Below are 17,573 nucleotides of genomic sequence, written 5' to 3'. Positions count from 1 at the left end.
TAGTTAGACCTCTAAACCCGGCTTGGCCACACTTGGGCGTCATGAGAGATGCATTTGGGCGCAGATGCAGCATGATGGGGCACAGTTTTAGTCCGCGCGCCAGACCCTTTGTCCCCCCACAATCGTCATGACCGGGCGCGCGTGCTTCAAATCATCCTCGGGCGCGGTCATCAGATCGGTATCAAAAACAGAGAAATCAGCGCGCTTACCCACCTCAATCGTACCCAGCTCATCCTCGCGGAAGGACGCATAGGCCGGGGCCTGGGTGAAGAGATAAAGCGCGGCCTCGCGCGATAAACGCTGTTCCAAATGCCAATGCGCATCGGAAAAGCCCTCAAGATCGCGGCGCGCCACGGCGGCGTAAAACTCAATGCGCGCCTCCCCGCGCTCTACCGGTGCATCCGAGCCCCCGGTGACATGCGCGCCGGACTCTACCAGATCATGCCAGGCATAAGCGCCCTGAAGACGCGCTTCACCCAAACGGTCTTTGGCAAAGTGCAGATCGCCAATCGCGTGGGAGGGCTGCATGGAGGCAATCACGCCGAGCGCGGCAAAGCGATTGAGATCGTCCATGGTCAAGATCTGGGCGTGTTCAATGCGCCAGCGCGGCTCAGCGACCGCGCGCTCCTCCACAGGCACGGCGGCGAAGGCCGCTTCCATCCAATCAAGCACCCAGCGATTGCCCCGGTCGCCAATGGCGTGAACGGCCATCTGCACCCCATCGCGCAAAGCACGCTCAAACAAGGCCTTGGCCTCATCTTCCTGCATCAAGATCAAGCCGCGCGTGCCCGGTGCATCGCTGTAGGGTTCCAGTAAGGCCGCCCCGCGTGAGCCCAGCGCGCCATCGACATAGACTTTCACCGCGCGCGCGGTAACCAGATCGCCGCTTTGGCGCGAAGACAGCTCATCCACAACGCTTTGATAATCCCCCCCATTGGCGGAGATATAGACCCGGGTGCTCAAGCGGCCTTCAGTGGCCAAGCCTTCGGCCATCGCGACATCCGCATAGGGCACCGACATGTCATGGACCCCGGTCCAGCCATACATCGCCATCTTATGAGTGCCCAAGGCATAAAGCTCGGCGCGCACATCGCCCTCAGGAGCCTGGGCCAGGGCCATCAAAGGATACATGGCCGCATCGACAAACATGCCGCTCGCGCGGCCCGCCTCATCACGCAAGATCGCCCCGCCATCCGGATCGGGGGTTGCGTCATCAATCCCCACCATGGCCATGGCCGCGGAATTGGCCACAAGCGCATGGCCATCGGCGCGCACTAAAATCACCGCACGCTCGGGCACAATCGCATCAAGATCATCGCGGGTCGGAAAACGTGCCTCAGGCCAATGGGTTTCGATCCACCCCCGCCCGGTGATCACACCCTCGCGGTTGAGATCAGCCCAGCTCTGCAGAGCCTCTTGTAGCTCGATGACGGAGCCGACGCTTTCCAAATTCAATGTCCGCTCGCGCTGGCCAATGCCCAGAATATGCGCATGAGAATCGGTAAAGCCGGGAAACATCACCGCACCGGCCAGATCAATCTCTTGGGTCTCTGGTCCGGTAATGGCGCGCGCCGCTTCACGCGTGCCGGTAAAGACGATCCGGCCCTGACGCACACCGACGGCCTCAACCTGGGCACCGCCGGGAAGCCCGGTATAGATGGTGCCGCCCGCATAAAGCTCGCTGGCGGGGATGACATCACCCATGGGCGCAGGCGTGTTGCTGGCTTGAACCTCAGCCTCACGCGCCGGTGTTGCAGATGATGAAGGCGCAGGCGAGCACCCCATTAGACAGGCCAAAGCCAGCGCGGACAAACCGCCTAAACGCACACCCATTCTTGGACGTCTCCCCTCAATTTTTAAGGGACATTAGGCGAGAAATACGCAAACGTAAAACGCCCGCTGAAGCGTTCAGCGGGCGTTTTTTCGTAAACCGATTTGACAGACGACTTATGCAGTCGCTTGTTTTTTCAACTCGCGCTTAATTTTCAAGGCATTGTCCGAGAGATTCTCGTCACGAGCCTTCAACAAAAATGCGTCAAGACCACCGACGTGATCGACGCTGCGCAAAGCCTTAGCTGCAATACGCAGGCGGAAATTCCGACCCAGCGATTCAGAGGCGAGCGTAACATCGCACAGATTCGGCAGGAAGCGACGCTTGGTCTTGTTGTTGGCGTGGGATACGTTGTTACCCGTACGCGGTCCAACACCGGTCAGTTCGCAGCGGCGCGACATAGCTTCCACCTTCGTTATTCGTCTAAACCAAAAATACGCCGCAGGAAGACCCTACGGCGCAAGGGAGCGGGCGATGTACTGGACGCGCGCGCCTTCGTCAAGCCTGAGCTACCGTAAAAGCCCCATTCATCTTGCAGACAGGGTAAAAAGTGTTCATATGCTGATGGGGATCTATGGGGACAATTTTTGAGGGATGATAATGATCTATCGTTTGGCTCTGCCTGTTTTCGCGCTCGCCCTGATGACTGCAACGGCCAACGCCCAGGACCGCGCCGACACGCCTCGTCAGATCGGGGCCAGCTATTCGGGGTCGGTGTTATTTTTAACCGTCGCGGATATTCAGCTGTCGGCCAGCTTGCAGCCTGACACCTATTCGGCGGCCGCGCATTTCGAGAGCGCAGGCTTACTCGCCTGGTTCAATGACACCAATATTGATGCCGGGGTCAGCGGTTATCGCAATGGCCGCGCGCTGCAACCCTGGCGCTATGATCACATCAATCACGCCAGCAAAAAGGGGCGCACCGTCGGCATCGACTTCCCCGAAGGCGTCGCGACACCGCGCATCAATCCACCCTTCGGCTCGATGGGGGAGCCCCCCGCCAGCGAGGCCGAACGTAATGGCGCGCTGGATCCGATCAGCGCGGTTTTCAGCCTGACCCTGGCGTCACAAAACTCCGCCCAAGGCGTGTGCACCGGCACGATCGCGGTCTTCGATGGCAAGGCGCGCTATGATCTGCGCTTGGAAAACCGTGGCCCGGACCGGGTCAGCACCCGGGCCTGGCGCGGGGATGCGATCCTGTGCCAAGCCTATCTGGAGCCGGTGTCCGGCTATGATCCCGGCGATCGCCCCACCGAAGACGAAACCTCAGAGCCGGTCTCCATCTGGTTGGCCCCCATCGAAGACGTCTATGTACCCGTCCGCTTTCGCCTGAAATCCTCCATAGGGGAAATCAATATCAAAGCGCTGAGCATTAACGTCGAATAAGACGTTATACACAAGGCGATGGGTCTTAACTGCAGGGCGGGCTTAAAAGCGCGCCCTTCGCTCTCTATCTTGAGGGGGAAGTTAAGGCGTGGAGGCTGGACGTGGCAGCGCACAAAGCCCCGGTCACGGCTGTCCTTGGGCCAACCAATACCGGTAAGACACATCTGGCGTTAGAGCGCATGCTGGGGCGCAGTTCCGGCGTGATTGGCCTTCCCTTGCGCCTGTTGGCGCGTGAAATCTATGACAAGGTGGTCAAGGCCAAGGGCGCACATCAAGTGGCCCTGGTGACGGGGGAGGAGAAAATCGTTCCCCCCAAAGCGCGCTATTATGTCTGCACGGTTGAGGCGATGCCGCTGGATCTGCGCCCGGCCTTCGTTGCGATTGATGAAATCCAGCTGTGTGCCGATCCCGATCGCGGCCATATCTTTACCGAACGCCTGCTCTATGCGCGCGGCAGTGAAGAAACCATGCTGCTGGGTGCAGCAACCATGGCCCCCATCATTCGCCGCCATATCCCGGATGTGGAAATTATCGGGCGCGAGCGTTTTTCTGAGCTGAGTTATGGCGGGCCGAAGAAAATCTCCAAACTGGCCCGGCGCACGGCCATCGTCGCCTTCTCTGCCGAAGATGTATATTCCATCGCCGAACTGATCCGGCGCCAGCGCGGCGGGGCCGCCGTGGTGATGGGCGCTTTGTCGCCGCGCACCCGCAATGCTCAGGTGGAGCTTTATCAATCTGGTGAGGTTGATTATCTGGTCGCCACCGATGCGATCGGCATGGGCCTTAACATGGATGTCGATCATGTGGCCTTTGCCGCCTATAACAAATTCGATGGCCGACGCCGACGCACTCTCTACCCCCAGGAAATCGGCCAGATTGCCGGACGCGCCGGGCGCTTTCGCACCGATGGCACCTTTGGGGAAACCGCTGATGCCCGCCCGCTGGAGCTAGACATCGTTAAGGCCGTCCAAGAGCATGATTTTGAGCCAACAACGCGGCTGTTCTGGCGCAATCACCGCCTGGACTTTGCTAATGTCGAGGCGCTGCGCAATTCGCTCAACGTGCCCTCGCGCGAAAAGACCTTAGAGCGCGTCCATAGCGCCATTGATGAAGACACGCTGGAGGTGCTCGCGCGTGACACCGAAGTGCGTGATCTGGCCCATGGTCGCAGCGCGGTTGAGCGCCTGTGGGATGTTTGCCGCACGCCGGATTTTTGCAAAACCACGCTGGATGAGCATGCCGGCCTGATTAAAAAGCTCTTCACCTATCGCATGACCGGCAATGGCTATCTGCCCGATGCCTGGCTGGAGGGGCAATTAAAGCGCCTGAATAAAACCGAAGGCGATGTGGATGTGCTCTCCCAGCGCCTCGCCTTTGTGCGCACCTGGACCTATGCCGCCAATCGCAATGACTGGACGAAGGATCCGGACTTCTGGCGTGCGCGCACGCGCGAGGTAGAAGATCAGCTGTCCGATGCCCTGCATGAGCGTTTGACCAGTCGCTTCCTGGATCGACGCACTTCGGTGCTGATGAAGGGTCTACGCGAGAAGGGTCATCTGGCCGCCGGGCTGGATCATCTCGGCGAGGTGACCGTCGAGGGCCATTTCGTAGGCCGCATTGAGGGGCTGAACTTCGTGCCCGATGATCGCGGCCATCACCAAGCCGCACGCGCTGTGCATAATGCTGCCCTAAAGGTCGTGCGCCCGGAGATCAATCGCCGCCTGAGCCAGCTCATCAAATGCCCTGAGGATCAATTAAGCCTGGATGATAACGGCCTGATCACCTGGGAAGGTCATGAAGTGGGCCGCCTCGGCCCCTCCGACAACCCGATTGCCCCGAGCGTGACCTTGTTGGGCGCGGAGCTGGGCTCTGATGAATTGCGCGCCCGGGCGGAGGCCCGGCTTCGCGATTATGTTGCCCATCTGGCCCAGACTGTATTGCGTCCCCTCACCCATCTGCGCCAAACGCTTTCGAATGATAACAGCCGCGTGGGCGGCTTGGCGCGCGGCATCGCCTATCGCCTGGTAGAGCGCTTTGGCGCGGCCCCCCGGCGCGATTTAAATGCGGATATCAGCGCGCTGAGCCCCGATGAGCGCAAACAGCTGCGACAGGCGGGCATCCGCATCGGCGAACATGCGGTCTTCATGCCGGCCCTGTTGAAACCCAAGGCGGCCAAGCTCAACGCATTGTTAAAAGCGGCCAGCGAGGGCGATGTCCTGCGCGCGTTGCACCCACCTGCGGGCCGGGTGAGCCTGCGCCAGGATAAAGCCCGCCCTGCGCAAGATTATACCGTGGCGGGCTATATGCCCTGCGGTCCGGTGGCTGTGCGCCTGGATATGCTGGAAAAACTGGCCGATGAAATTCGCGAAGCGCGCAAAGCCCAAAGCAAGGGCCGCTTTGCCCTGACCCCCAGCATGACCAGCCTGACCGGCTGTTCGTGGGAGGATTTGCGCGAGGTTTTAAAAAGCCTGGGCTATCGCCGGATGCAAAAACCGCGCGACAGTGACGCTCAAAATCCGCCCGCGCCATCACCCGATACGCAGGAGATTTGGGGGGGACGCAAGCCCAAGGCCGGACCAATAAGTAAAACGGCTCCCATTGCCCCGGTGAGCGTCAATCCTGATTCGCCCTTTGCCGCGTTGGCGGCGCTAACGCTCACCCCAGCCCAGCCCCCCAAATCCGCCAAACCGGGTAAAAAAGCCGCGCACCATAAAGCCCAATCACAGTCGAAAACAGAGCCCAAAGCCGCCCCGCAAAAGCGATATAAATCCCGTCGGCGCGCCAAACCCAAGCCCACGCCCACCACGCCAGCTCAGGACCGCGCCTCATGAGTGAAGAGACCGCCCAACGCTGTGATATCTGGCTGTTTCGTGCGCGCCTGTTCAAATCACGCGCCCTGGCGGCCAAATTCATTGATGATGGCAAGGTGCGTCTGACCCGCCATGGCCAGACCCGGCGCCTGACCAAGGCCGCCAGCACAGTGATGATCGGCGATCACTTGACCTTTCAGCGCGAAAGCGTGCTATTTTCGCTCGACATTGTGGGGTTAGGCACGCGGCGCGGTCCGGCGAGCGAGGCCATGGCGCTCTATACGCGCAAAGACATCCCCTTATCGGATGACTAAAGGGGATATTCCATGTTCGACAGCTTAAAGAAATTTTTCACCGGCTCACCTGTGCCCACGCCCAAGCGCCCCACCCCGCAAGAGGCGGCCGCCGCGCTCTTGGTCGAAGCCGCGCTCACCGATGGGGTCTATGCCGATGTCGAGGCGGTACAGATCAAGGCCCTGTTGGCGAAAAGTTTTGAACTGAGCGATGATGACGCACAGGCTTTGCTGGCCGTGGGTGAGGACTATGCCGAAACGGCCGTCGATCATTTCAAATTCACAGAAACCGTGAAATTCGGCCTGCCTCATGATCAGCGTTTAACCTTGCTGGAGCATTTGTGGCGCGTGGCCATGGCCGATGGCGAGCATTGCGCCTATGAGGAGGCGATGATTCGTAAAATCACCCCCCTTCTGGGCCTTGATGATCATGACAGTGCTGCAGCGCGACAGCGCGCGCGCATGTCAAAGCCTTGACACAAGGCGCGCGCCATATCATGTCAGCCCGGCAAAGGCTCGCTTGACTAAAGGATACGCCCCACGATGACCTACATCGTCACAGACAACTGCATCAAATGCAAATATATGGATTGCGTAGAAGTCTGTCCGGTTGACTGCTTCTATGAAGGCGAAAACATGCTCGTCATCCATCCAGATGAATGCATTGATTGTGGCGTGTGCGAGCCCGAATGCCCGGCGGAAGCCATTGTGCCCGATACCGAAGACACCGCGGACGGAAAATGGCTGGCCCTCAATGCCAAATATGCCGTCTCCTGGCCCAATATCACCGTCAAAGGTGAACCGCCCGCCGATGCCGAAGACTGGGATGGGGTCAAGAATAAGCTGGATGAACACTTCTCTCCCAACCCTGGGACAAGTTCTTAATCAGCTTTAATCACCAGAGCTTAGAGTGAAAAGTCACACGCTGTGCGCGACTTAGCGCAGGTGCACGTTGAATTTTGCAGGCACTTATGTTATGTTAAGTGCCTTCTCAACCCGCGTGTAGCGGCTCAAGACAGGTATTGAACGCGTAGATCTAATAATCTTCCCATGCCGCATAAGGTGTTAATAGCGCCTTAACAGCCCCATGGCGAGAGGGATTTTCGCGTTTTTTTCTGGACAGGGCTTATCACAGAGAGTGTCGATGACCAAAAAAACCGCCAACGACAATCGCTCGTTCAAAAAAGGCGATTATATCGTTTACCCGGCTCATGGTGTGGGTCGTGTTGTAGGGGTGGAAAAGGAAACTGTCGCAGGCTTCGATATCGAAGTTTATGTGGTCACTTTTGAACAAGACAAGATGACCCTGCGCGTTCCAACCGCCAAAGCCAATGGTGTGGGAATGCGCCCACTGGCCAGTGACAAAATCCTCAAAGACGCCCTAAAAACCCTCAAAGGTAAAGCCAAGGTGAAGCGGACCATGTGGTCACGCCGCGCCCAGGAATATGAGGCGAAAATCAATTCTGGCGACCTTCTGCAAATTGCTGAAGTCGTGCGCGATCTGCATCGCGCTGAAGACCAGCCAGAGCCCTCTTATTCTGAGCGCCAGCTTTATGAATCCGCCCTGGACCGTATGGTGCGCGAAGTCGCCGCCGTCGAGCAGGTCGATCATGACAAGGCCAAAGAGATTTTGAGCGAATCGCTTCGTAAAGCTGCCGCTTAAGTCCTTTCGCCATCTTAAAAAAAACGCTCCGCTTCGGCGGAGCGTTTTTTTATGCCTCCTCACACCTGATCCAATGGCGCGCGGCGTGCGTATACCTTCTAAAATGGGAGGTTCGCTGTGAACGCAAAAGTCCGACCCGACAAGAATAGCGATACGGTTCAAGCCTATCATCACATTGGCTTGAAATTCCCTCTGCTCAGTCGAGAGCAAGAATATAAACTCGCCAAAGCCTGGCAAACGGACCAGGACGAAACCGCCCTTCACACCCTCATTCAATCCTATATGCGTCTGGTGTTGGGGGTTGGAGCCAAGTTTAAAAACTATGGCCTTGCCTATGGCGATCTGATCCAGGAAGGCAATCTGGGATTGATGCAAGCGGCAAAACGCTTTGACCCCGATCGCGAAGTTCGCTTTTCAACCTATGCCACCTGGTGGGTAAAATCCTATATGCAAGATTATGTGCTGCGCAATTGGTCGATCGTGCGCACAGGTACAACATCGTCGCACAAAAAGCTGTTTTTCGGATTACGACGGATGCGCGCGCTGATCCATGATTTCAGCTCCGGCCCGGTCAGCGCTCAAGCGTGTCAGACCATCGCGGAAAAGCTCAATGTCAGCGAAAAAGACGTCGCCTACATGTCATCACGCCTGAGTGTTGGCGACAGCTCGCTGAACAGTCTGGTTTTTGATGATGGCGAGGTCGAAGTCCAGGATACATTGTGCGATCCCAACCCCCTGCCTGAAGATCAGGCTATCCAAGCCATTGATGGAAAAAGAAGGCGCGATTGGATGGAACGTGCCTTAAGCACACTCAAAGATCGTGAGCGCTTTATCATCGAGCGCCGACACATGACGTCTGAACCCCTGACTTTATGCGCCATAGGCGAACAGCTAGCGATTTCGAAAGAACGCGTTCGCCAAATCGAAGCGCAAGCGTTGAAGAAGTTGAAAGCCGAATTGAGCTCAGCCCCCATCGCTGATCTAATGGAGTAACCTCTAAACCTTTGAGTTAATCGCGAACAAAGCGCTCACGCAAATCGACAGGCGCTTGACTTTCATCCAGCAGCTCCAAGGCTTCAGGATGATCAAGCTCTATCATCGGACCATTTTCGTTTTTCAGCCAACCGCGCACGCGAATATGTGCCCCGCCCAAATGCTCGGCCTTCAAGGCGGCATCATCAAAGCGCGCCACGGCGTCTTCAGGGATTTTCACGGTAAAATCTGTGCGCCAATCGGTGCCAAAATTAAGATAAATATCGCCCGAGCGCGCTCGGGTTGCCTCGATCACGCGCCCCTCAACGATCTGGAAACTATCGAGCGATTGCGCCAAACCATTAGGATCTGGCTCAGCAATTGTAAAACATCCCCCCTCATCAGCCCAGGCCCCACGGCCCAAGCGGCGCGCACGCGCTTCGATTTCAAGAAGATGTTCGGTTTGCGCGCGGTTTTCGGGATAACTACGGACAAGGGCCAGACCCTCTTCCACCAACACGCTCTGAACCCACACAATTTCATGACCGGTATCGACATGAACATGGGCAATCTGGCGACCATAGCGATCTTCAGACCGGCCAGCATAAATCAAACGCGCCTCACCCAGGCTCAATAAGTCGCGCAGGCGCGCTTCAGCCAGGCTCGCCCAAGGTTCTTGGCGCGGGCGATCGATTTCAGCTAACCGAATGATGGCAGGACCTTCTGGGGGCATATTCCACGTAAAGCTATCACCCGAGGTGACGAGAATTTCACCAGGAGCCAGTTCCTCCTCAGAACCGTCAGGGCGCGGCTCATTGGCTTCAGCGCCTTGAGACTGCGCGGCCCCACAACCAGACATCATCAACGCCATGACCAGCAAGCCTGCCTCCCGCATTCTTCCCCCCGCAAGAATGTAATAGATTACAACTCCCCTCTATGCGCGATATTGCGCCTCCGATCAAGCCAAATTCAAGCTATGCGCGATATTTTTAAATCACCACACTCAGTGCTAGCTAAGTCAAAAGAAAAAACCCCAGAGCATAGCTCTGGGGTTTAAAAGTTTGTGGATCAATGAAACCCAAATCCGGATTTCACGAGCCCTTAATATCTGTATTGCAGACCAAACACAACAGAGCGGCCATACTCTTCATATTGAGAGTTGTAGCGTACACCATCATGCTTGATGTAAGCCTGATAAGGCTCATCCGTGATGTTTTTCACTTCCAAACGCACGCGGAAGTTATCGGTGATTTTGTATTTAGCAGAGAAATCCAGCTGCAAGTGATCATCGATCATACGATCCATGCCTTTAGATTTGCCGATTTCACCAGCCCCGATTTCATCAAGATAATCAGAACGGTATGCCGCAGCCAAACGGATATCGAACGGGCCCTTGTCATAGCCCACAATCGCGTTGGCGACGTGGTCAGATTGACCCGGGATGGTGATGGAACGACGATTGCCTTTGCTGTCTTCAACAGACGAGGTTGAGTTCACATAGGTATAGTTCACACCCACGATGATCCCATCCAAAGCGCCCGGCAGGAAGTTCAGCGCCTGTTGGTAGTTAAACTCAAAACCGGTCAGATCCGCACGGGCCAGGTTGGTGTAGGTTGTACCATCTTCAATGGTCACACCATTGACTTCAACATCGCTGACAGAGATCTTGGCGATATAGTCGTCAATGCGCTTATGGAAGAAGCCGACAGAGAAGACCGCTTCATCGGCGAAGTACCATTCACCCATGACGTCAAAGTTATGGGCTTTTTGGCGATCAAGGAGTGGGTTACCAAATTCGGCTTCGATCTCGTCTTCATCGTTTTGTTCGATGTAAACGCGCGGAGCCACTTGTTCAGCTTCCGGGCGACCGAAAGAGGCGTAGTAACCCGCGCGCAGAACAACATCTTCGCTCAAATCAAGCTTGGCTGAGACGCTCGGCAGAACATCACTATAGTCGTTTTTAGCAACAATGTCGGTCACCAAGACAGTGTCTTCACCCAGAACGACGCCGCCAACAGTGGCGTCTTCTTCGGCCAGGAACACGCCTTTAGCAGACGCATCATATTCGGTTTTCTCGAAACGAAGACCACCAACCAGGTGCAGATTGTCAATGTCAACACCAGCCATGATGTAACCGGCGAACACATCTTCATCAAAGCTATAGTCAGCTGAATTTGAAGCAACAAGGCTGTCAATTTCAGCTTCTTCATAATTGGCACGATTGGCGAAGAAGTGATCGCGGATCGAACGAGGGTTCAGGCCCAGACCAAAATCATCCAGCGGGAAGTCAACACGGCCAGAGAACTGGTCGGCGGTCAGATCCGCACCATCATAACCATCAAACACTTGCACAGTGGCATTGTATGACTTCTCGCGCTGACGGTAACGCGCACCAGACTGAATATAGCCAGGATGCACACCAAAATTCAGGTCATAGCGAACATTGAATTGTGCGGCCAACTCATCATCTTCAGACAGACCGTTCAAGAATTCCAGGTCATCAAACTCGTAATTGCTGAGATCGAAATAGTTATCACGACCCGTTGCATCGGTGATCGCCATGCGCGGACGCATTGGGTCACTCATATCAACGCCGTAGAAGCCTGTTTCGTGCTTAGCACGGAAACCGGTATCAATCCGGTTAGGTTCAGCTTCTTCTGCGTGAACGAAGCTCAACGTCCCGTCCAAAGTCCAATTGCCCGCGAAGGTCTCAAAACCGGTCGCAATTGTGTACATCTCTTGGGTTTCAAGACGATCTTTCATGTCGCGATCAACTTCAAACTCGTCATCGGATGTCCCTTCGACAACCGCGCGTGAGGTTGATGACTGATCTTCGTTATACTCACCCTTACCGAATTTGTTCTCGATCCGGTTGCGGTATTCCTGATCTGAGAAATCGGAATACATAGAATTCAAGAACAGACGCGTGTTTTCGCTAAGCTGGTAATCCAAGTTCAAAGATACCGAGGTGCGCTCACGGGTGATGACGTAATCGCGCAACTCCAACTCAGAGGGGAAGATGACGCCATCTTCGTTTTCATATTCTGGACCGTCGACTTCAACATTGTCAGAGCCAAATTCACGCTTCTGGTAAGAGGCCGACAAGGCAACGCCCAAACGCCCATCCAGGAAGTTGTCGGCGAAGACAACTGAGCCACGATGACCATAGTCTTCAGCCAATTCAGAATAAATGCCGTCTACTTTAACGCGGAACAGGCGATCGTCTTGATCGAGGCCAGACAGGGTCTCGATATCCACGCGGCCACCCAAGGTGTCGGCGTCCATGTCCGCAGACAAGGTTTTGTTGATCACGATACCGGCCAGAATGTCCGCATCAATCACGTCAAGACCGACAGCGCGCGAACCGGCCTCTGGTGAGGTCAAGCGCACGCCATTGACTGAGGTCGCAACCTGGTTTGGCGAAATACCGCGGATCGACACGAAACGGCCTTCGCCCTGGTCGTTCTGGATATTGACGCCCGGTACGCGGCGAACGGCTTCAGCCACGTTTTCGTCTGGCAATTGGCCCACAGCGTCGGCAGACAGGATGGTTTCAACACCATCAGCGGCGCGCTGGCGAGACAAAGCTGAGTTGAAGGCCCCGCGCTGACCGATCACCAAGATGTTATCCATCACCTGAACGTCAGAGCCCAAACGCACTTCAGCGGAGGCGACATCGCTGGCAGAGGCCAGGGTCACAGTTTGGGTTTGGGTTTCAGCACCCGAATAGGTGAAGCTGAGGGTATAGGTCCCAGCAGGAACGTTTGGCAGGCGGAATGAGCCATCGCGGCCCGCAACAACACTTTGGCCGGTTTCGACAACGCGGATCAGCGCGCCTTCCAAACCCACAGTGCCACTGGCCTCGGTTACGCGGCCTTGAATGACACCGGCATGAGCCAATGCGCCACAAGCCAGCGCCAGAGCCGATGCTGAACCCAACATCATCGCAAAACGTTTCATAGGTGGTCCCCCTTAGACGGTTTAACGTGACCTTAATCACTGGGAACCGCGCTTATCCCATGATCCATGACACCTTCATGTGGAGAGTGTGACAGTCCTGTATCAAGCCGAATGTCCAGACCAAGTGTGCCTATAAAGTGACACCGCATGAAAGCTCTAGCCACATTTCAAAACCGCCTATAGGGTCGCGCGCGTTAGGGGACTCACACGGGTGAGGCGTATTATTGTATTCGCTGACGGGGATATAGCGGTGAAAAAGGGGATCAAAATGAAAGCATTAGCGTATTGCGCTGGGGTAAGTTTACTGATTTTGACTGGTGCGTGTTCGCAACAGGGAGCCACAGGCCTTCCCACCAAATCCGTTCAAGCCAGTATCGAAACTGTCAATGTCGCGGGCACAGGTGATGCCGCCGATGACCCGGCCGTGTGGCTCGCGCCCAATCCTCAAGACAGCCTGATCCTGGGCACCGATAAGACGAACGGTCTTTATGCCTATAATCTCGATGGCAGCGTGCACGCCTTCTTGCCCGTTGGCCGCGTCAACAATGTCGATGTGCGTACCGGCTTTATGGCGGGTGAGCGCGAAGTGGCCTTAGCCGCCGCCTCTGATCGCACCAATATCGCGATTGCCACCTTCTTCATCGACGCACAAAGCCGTGAGATCAGCCAAGCCCCGGGCGGGGTTTTGCCCTTCACCAATGTCGAAGATCCTTATGGCTTCTGCCTCTATCATGATCAGGCCCATGACGCGTTTTACGCCTTCACCTCGGACAGCGATGCGGGCGTCTTCATCCAAACCCGTTTGAGCTTTGATGGCGAAACCATGCAAGGCCAAGAAATACGCCGGATCAATGTCGGCTCGAAAAGCGAAGGCTGCGCCGTGGATGATCGCACGGGCCTGCTTTACATCGCTGAAGAAGAAGTTGGGCTTTGGCGCTATAGCGCCGCGCCTGAGGCCAATGAAGACCGCATCTTGATCGCGCCGACCGATGGGCAGCATTTGACGGCGGATATTGAAGGTGTGGCCATCATGGAAACCGGTGAAACCGGGGGCTGGTTGTTTGTGTCTTCCCAAGGCGATGACGCCTATGCGGTGTTTGACCTGGAAACCGGGGCCTTCATCGACCGCTTCCGCGTCACCGAAGGCGTGGTGGATGCAACCTCTTACACTGATGGTATCGAAGTGTTCGCCCACCCGCTGGGCCCTGATTATCCTGAAGGGGTCTTCCTGGCCCAGGATGACGAGGACAATCAAGGCGGTCAGAATTTCAAGCTGGTCGATCTTCGCGCCATTAAAACGGCCCTCAGCGCGCAAGACAGTGATCAGGCTGGCGACGCGCACTAAAGGTCTCGCCCATGGCTAAAATGAAAGAGCCGGGCATTTTGCCCGGCTCTTTTGTGTTTAAAATGCGCTGTGAAGGCGCAGCCACGCCCCCCGTCCGGCACCGGGAAGACGCTGACCCACGCCAACGCCCAAACCCGCATTGCGATTATACCCCGCCAAATGCTCGCGATAGCGCTGATCGAGCAAATTCTCGATACCCGCGCTGATTTGGACATGATCGTTGAGCTGCCATTGCCCAAAGGTGTTGATCACGACATAGCCGGGGGTCTCAGCCTCTGAATTGGTCTTGGAGACTTTATCCTGCTTGGCCACAGCGAAGGCTTCCAGCGTGGCAGACCAGCGCGCCTGATCATAGCTCAGCCCGACGCGCAGATTGGCCGGGGCAAGGCGGTAGAGATCATCAGAGATATCCGCACGCTCACCGCGGATAAAACTCACTGTGCCGTCCACGCGCCAGCTTGGAGACAACCGCACCCCGAAATCGCCGTCTATGCCATAAAGACGCGCATCGACATTGGCAAAGCGCAAGGGTGTGGCATCCCCATTCATCGCGGAGACCATTTCCGTGGGCGTGTTCACCACCGCGGGGGTGTCATCAAAGGCCACCCCCTGAATGTAATTGTCGACAAAGGTATAATGCACGCTGGGGCGCAGATAAGCGCGCTGTGTCTGCCAATCCAAGCCCACTTCCAGGCCCGTAGAGACCTCTGGATCAAGATTGAGATCACCGACATAGGTGTTACCATCCGCAAGCCCGCCGCTGGCGGCCATCGGCAACCAAGCAAAGCGCTCAACATAGCTAGCAACGCGGCTTTTGCGATGAACGATCAAGCGCAAATCCATGTCATCACGCACAGCATAAAGCCCGCGTACCACCCCATCAAAGGTCATATCAGTGTGCGTGCGATCGGCTCTATCATAGGCCATTTTCAGCATGCGCGGTCCCATGGGCAAGGCCGGCCCGATCAAAGGCGAACCTGCCTCAGCCTTATGGGCATCCAGACGCGCCCCGGCAGAGATTTGCCATTGCGCGGCTTCGCCCTGCCATTGGGCATAAAGTCCGTGGCGGGTCATTTCGATGTCGGTAAAGGGCGTCACCAAAAAGCCGGGATTGTTGGGATTGAGAACCGTTGCCGAATGGCGGGCCTGTTCATAATCCATTCCCACACTCAGCTCACCCCCGGCCAGGCTATGGCGTCCATCCAGGCGCGCGCTCCAGGTCTCGGCGCTGGCCAAAGTCTCACGCCACATCATCGCCATTGGGGCCGGACGCTGGTCAAAATTATTCATACCATGATCAACGCGGGTGTGACCGACATGGGCCGCGATTTGCCAGCCTTCAAGCTCAGTCTTGGCGTTAAAGCGGCTCATCGTGGTATCAATATAGCGAATATCCATGCCCAGGGCCGGGGTCGCGGTATCATCCACCTCTTGGCGGCGCACACTCAGGCCCAGCTCGCTTAGAGCGTTGAGTTTCACGCCATACTCCAGACCATAGCTCAGGCGATGATGATCAAGCCCCTTGAGATCCCCATAGGGAGTGCTCAAATCGCCCCCGGTTTCATAACTATAAAGCGCGCCCACCCGGTGACGGTCATTTGCGATACCGGCTAGGGTGCCCACACTCCAGCTGTCATCCACACTGCGATAACTGGCACTGACATCGTGGGTCGGGATGAAGGTTTCATCTGGGCTGAACGCCACGCGCTTAAACACGGCATTGACCCCTGCACCCAGGCCGGGGCCCTGGGATACGGGCGCTGCACCGCGGGTCACTTCCAATCGCTCCACCAGAGCCAAGGGGGCATAAGATAGCGGCGGGTCCATCAAATTGGGTCCACCCGAGGCAAAGCCCTGCCCATCCAAACGGATCGCAATGCGTGGACCAAACAGGCCGCGCACCTGCACCTGCCCCGTCAATGCGCCATTTTTCACCAATGCTGCGCCCGGTAGGCGCGAAACCAGCCCCGCCGCATCAGCGCCCATGACAGGACTGTGATCAATATCAACATCTTGTACATCCGGTGCCATACGTGGCGCGGTGATGGTGATCACCTCAACCCAGGGATCGTTTTGGGCAAGGCTGGGAACAGATACACATAGCGCCAGCACGGACGCCGATAAAAAGGATAAGTTTTTCATGTTAAGACTCACGCATCTTCGGGCCATGCGCTGTCGCGGCCCGGTTTAATCTTTGAAGGTCACCCAGACTGTCTCAAAGAAAGGCGTGAGGCGGAGCACGTGAACCGATCGGCGGTCCGGCCTGCATCGGCCAGGCATAGGGCGTGAACGCGCCAAAGGCCGGTGCTCTAGGCCCGTGCGCCGGTGATGAGCCCTCATCCACCGGTAAGGCCAATACGATATGCGCCCATAGGCACCAGGCACACGGATCATGACTGAGATCAGGATCAGACTTATTCTGCGCTCCTGCCCCTATAAGGCTGGGGTCAATCAAGCGAGCAAGCGCTTGGACCTGGGCCTGCGCCTCAGCGTTCGGGACGAAGCGCGCGCAGAAAAAGCGCTGGGCCGCGAAGGGCTGACCTGCGCCAAATCCGGCCACCGCCCCCAGCATCAGCGCAAACGCCACTACGCCGATCAGCGCGCGTCTAAATATGGATAATCCCCATCGCATCGTGCGCTATTACCTCAAAGCCCAGGGGTGTGGCAATGCGACCTGTTGTATTGTTCTGGCGGACACGCGATAAAGTGAATATCCCTAATGGGATAAGGGATATTTTCGCCGAATTTGCGGGGATGCTATGCTGGCGCGCCTTTCACAGAGTATTCGCTTTGGGATTAGCCCGGTGTTTTTCTTTCTGGCTTGGGTCAATGCCCAACCCAGTGCAGCCTCGCACGCCAGCTTCATGTCGCATTTGGTCGGCCCGCCCTTGATGATCGGCCCTTGGCACGTGCCCAGCGCGATTACGCAGGCCCTGCTCAGCATGTGGTTGATGTATGCCCTGATGGGTGTTGCGCATTTAGGCCCCTGGCTGGCGCTCGCCGCCAAACGCAGCGCCAAGGATACCGCCCTCGCCCGTGAACCACAAACCAGCGCGCAAGTCCTGACTCACCCCGCCTTCAAGGGCCACAAGCGTCGCTAAATCGCTCTTATGACACTGTAAATCTGTCAGCCCGCACGCCATGATCTGGGACAATACGCCAGAACCAGGGGAATGGGACTGGCGTGCGGGTGACACTCGGACGTCAAACGCTTCGCGTAGCCGGACACCTAACGATGAAGCGTAAGACAAGGGCGACCCTCTCTCTTAGGGGGTCACGTCTATAACGCCCCAGAACACTCCCCTCCGTCGGG

Annotated in this window: 15 protein-coding genes; 9 read left to right on the top strand and 6 right to left on the bottom strand. The window is 56.7% G+C overall.

The window, feature by feature from the left end; genetic code table 11:
- Positions 1 to 87 precede the first annotated feature (87 nt).
- Entirely contained in the window at positions 88 to 1,833 is a 1,746-nt protein-coding gene (locus tag H151_RS0108080; protein WP_019961149.1) for an amidohydrolase, read from the bottom strand.
- Between the two features lie 114 nt (positions 1,834 to 1,947).
- Positions 1,948 to 2,232, bottom strand: a complete 285-nt coding sequence (gene rpmB / locus H151_RS0108075) for a 50S ribosomal protein L28 (RefSeq protein ID WP_019961148.1) — start codon at positions 2,230 to 2,232, stop codon at positions 1,948 to 1,950.
- Between the two features lie 199 nt (positions 2,233 to 2,431).
- Between rpmB and H151_RS0108070 the strand changes: the two genes are divergently transcribed.
- The 7 genes from H151_RS0108070 to H151_RS0108040 all read left to right on the top strand — a co-directional run bounded on the left by H151_RS0108070 (position 2,432) and on the right by H151_RS0108040 (position 8,976).
- Positions 2,432 to 3,217, top strand: coding sequence for a DUF3108 domain-containing protein (locus H151_RS0108070; RefSeq protein ID WP_019961147.1), 786 nt, complete (start codon positions 2,432 to 2,434; stop codon positions 3,215 to 3,217).
- Between the two features lie 101 nt (positions 3,218 to 3,318).
- On the top strand, positions 3,319 to 6,048 hold the full coding sequence (locus tag H151_RS0108065) for a helicase-related protein (protein ID WP_019961146.1): 2,730 nt from the start codon (positions 3,319 to 3,321) through the stop codon (positions 6,046 to 6,048).
- Positions 6,045 to 6,341, top strand: a complete 297-nt coding sequence (locus tag H151_RS0108060; protein ID WP_019961145.1) for a hypothetical protein — start codon at positions 6,045 to 6,047, stop codon at positions 6,339 to 6,341. The genes H151_RS0108065 and H151_RS0108060 overlap by 4 nt, the downstream gene beginning before the upstream one ends.
- 12 nt (positions 6,342 to 6,353) lie before the next feature.
- Positions 6,354 to 6,797 (top strand): tellurite resistance TerB family protein, encoded by a 444-nt coding sequence (locus tag H151_RS0108055; protein ID WP_019961144.1) that lies wholly within the window; start codon positions 6,354 to 6,356, stop codon positions 6,795 to 6,797.
- 66 nt (positions 6,798 to 6,863) lie between these two features.
- Positions 6,864 to 7,205 carry a ferredoxin FdxA gene (fdxA, locus tag H151_RS0108050; protein ID WP_019961143.1) on the top strand — a complete coding sequence of 114 codons (342 nt, stop codon included), beginning with the start codon at positions 6,864 to 6,866 and terminating at the stop codon, positions 7,203 to 7,205.
- 259 nt (positions 7,206 to 7,464) lie between these two features.
- Entirely contained in the window at positions 7,465 to 7,983 is a 519-nt protein-coding gene (locus H151_RS0108045) for a CarD family transcriptional regulator (protein WP_019961142.1), read from the top strand.
- Positions 7,984 to 8,100: 117 nt separating this feature from the next.
- A complete protein-coding gene (locus H151_RS0108040) occupies positions 8,101 to 8,976 on the top strand; it encodes an RNA polymerase factor sigma-32 (protein ID WP_019961141.1) in 876 nt (291 codons plus the stop codon).
- A 16-nt stretch (positions 8,977 to 8,992) separates the two neighbouring features.
- Here the strand turns inward: H151_RS0108040 and H151_RS15910 are convergent, their stop codons facing one another.
- Complete coding sequence (locus H151_RS15910; protein WP_019961140.1) at positions 8,993 to 9,850, bottom strand: thermonuclease family protein; 858 nt, start codon at positions 9,848 to 9,850, stop codon at positions 8,993 to 8,995.
- 206 nt (positions 9,851 to 10,056) lie between these two features.
- Positions 10,057 to 12,915, bottom strand: coding sequence for a TonB-dependent receptor (locus H151_RS0108030; RefSeq protein WP_019961139.1), 2,859 nt, complete (start codon positions 12,913 to 12,915; stop codon positions 10,057 to 10,059).
- 268 nt (positions 12,916 to 13,183) lie between these two features.
- Here H151_RS0108030 and H151_RS0108025 point away from each other — a divergent pair, with 268 nt between their 5' ends.
- The gene (locus H151_RS0108025; protein WP_019961138.1) at positions 13,184 to 14,260 is read left to right on the top strand and encodes a phytase; all 1,077 of its coding nucleotides are present in this window, start codon (positions 13,184 to 13,186) and stop codon (positions 14,258 to 14,260) included.
- Positions 14,261 to 14,317: 57 nt separating this feature from the next.
- Here the strand turns inward: H151_RS0108025 and H151_RS0108020 are convergent, their stop codons facing one another.
- Together H151_RS0108020 and H151_RS17535 are read right to left on the bottom strand one after the other, a co-directional pair.
- Positions 14,318 to 16,402 (bottom strand): TonB-dependent receptor, encoded by a 2,085-nt coding sequence (locus H151_RS0108020; protein WP_019961137.1) that lies wholly within the window; start codon positions 16,400 to 16,402, stop codon positions 14,318 to 14,320.
- Positions 16,403 to 16,475: 73 nt separating this feature from the next.
- Complete coding sequence (locus H151_RS17535) at positions 16,476 to 16,892, bottom strand: hypothetical protein (RefSeq protein WP_169336727.1); 417 nt, start codon at positions 16,890 to 16,892, stop codon at positions 16,476 to 16,478.
- Positions 16,893 to 17,019: 127 nt separating this feature from the next.
- Here H151_RS17535 and H151_RS0108010 point away from each other — a divergent pair, with 127 nt between their 5' ends.
- Positions 17,020 to 17,361, top strand: a complete 342-nt coding sequence (locus H151_RS0108010) for a hypothetical protein (RefSeq protein ID WP_019961135.1) — start codon at positions 17,020 to 17,022, stop codon at positions 17,359 to 17,361.
- The last annotated feature ends 212 nt before the right edge of the window (positions 17,362 to 17,573 follow it).

The organism is Woodsholea maritima DSM 17123 (assembly GCF_000382325.1).
Taxonomy (GTDB): domain Bacteria; phylum Pseudomonadota; class Alphaproteobacteria; order Caulobacterales; family Maricaulaceae; genus Woodsholea; species Woodsholea maritima.
The sequence above is the reverse complement of the archived record's forward strand: the minus strand, read 5'-3'. Positions and strand labels throughout refer to the sequence as shown.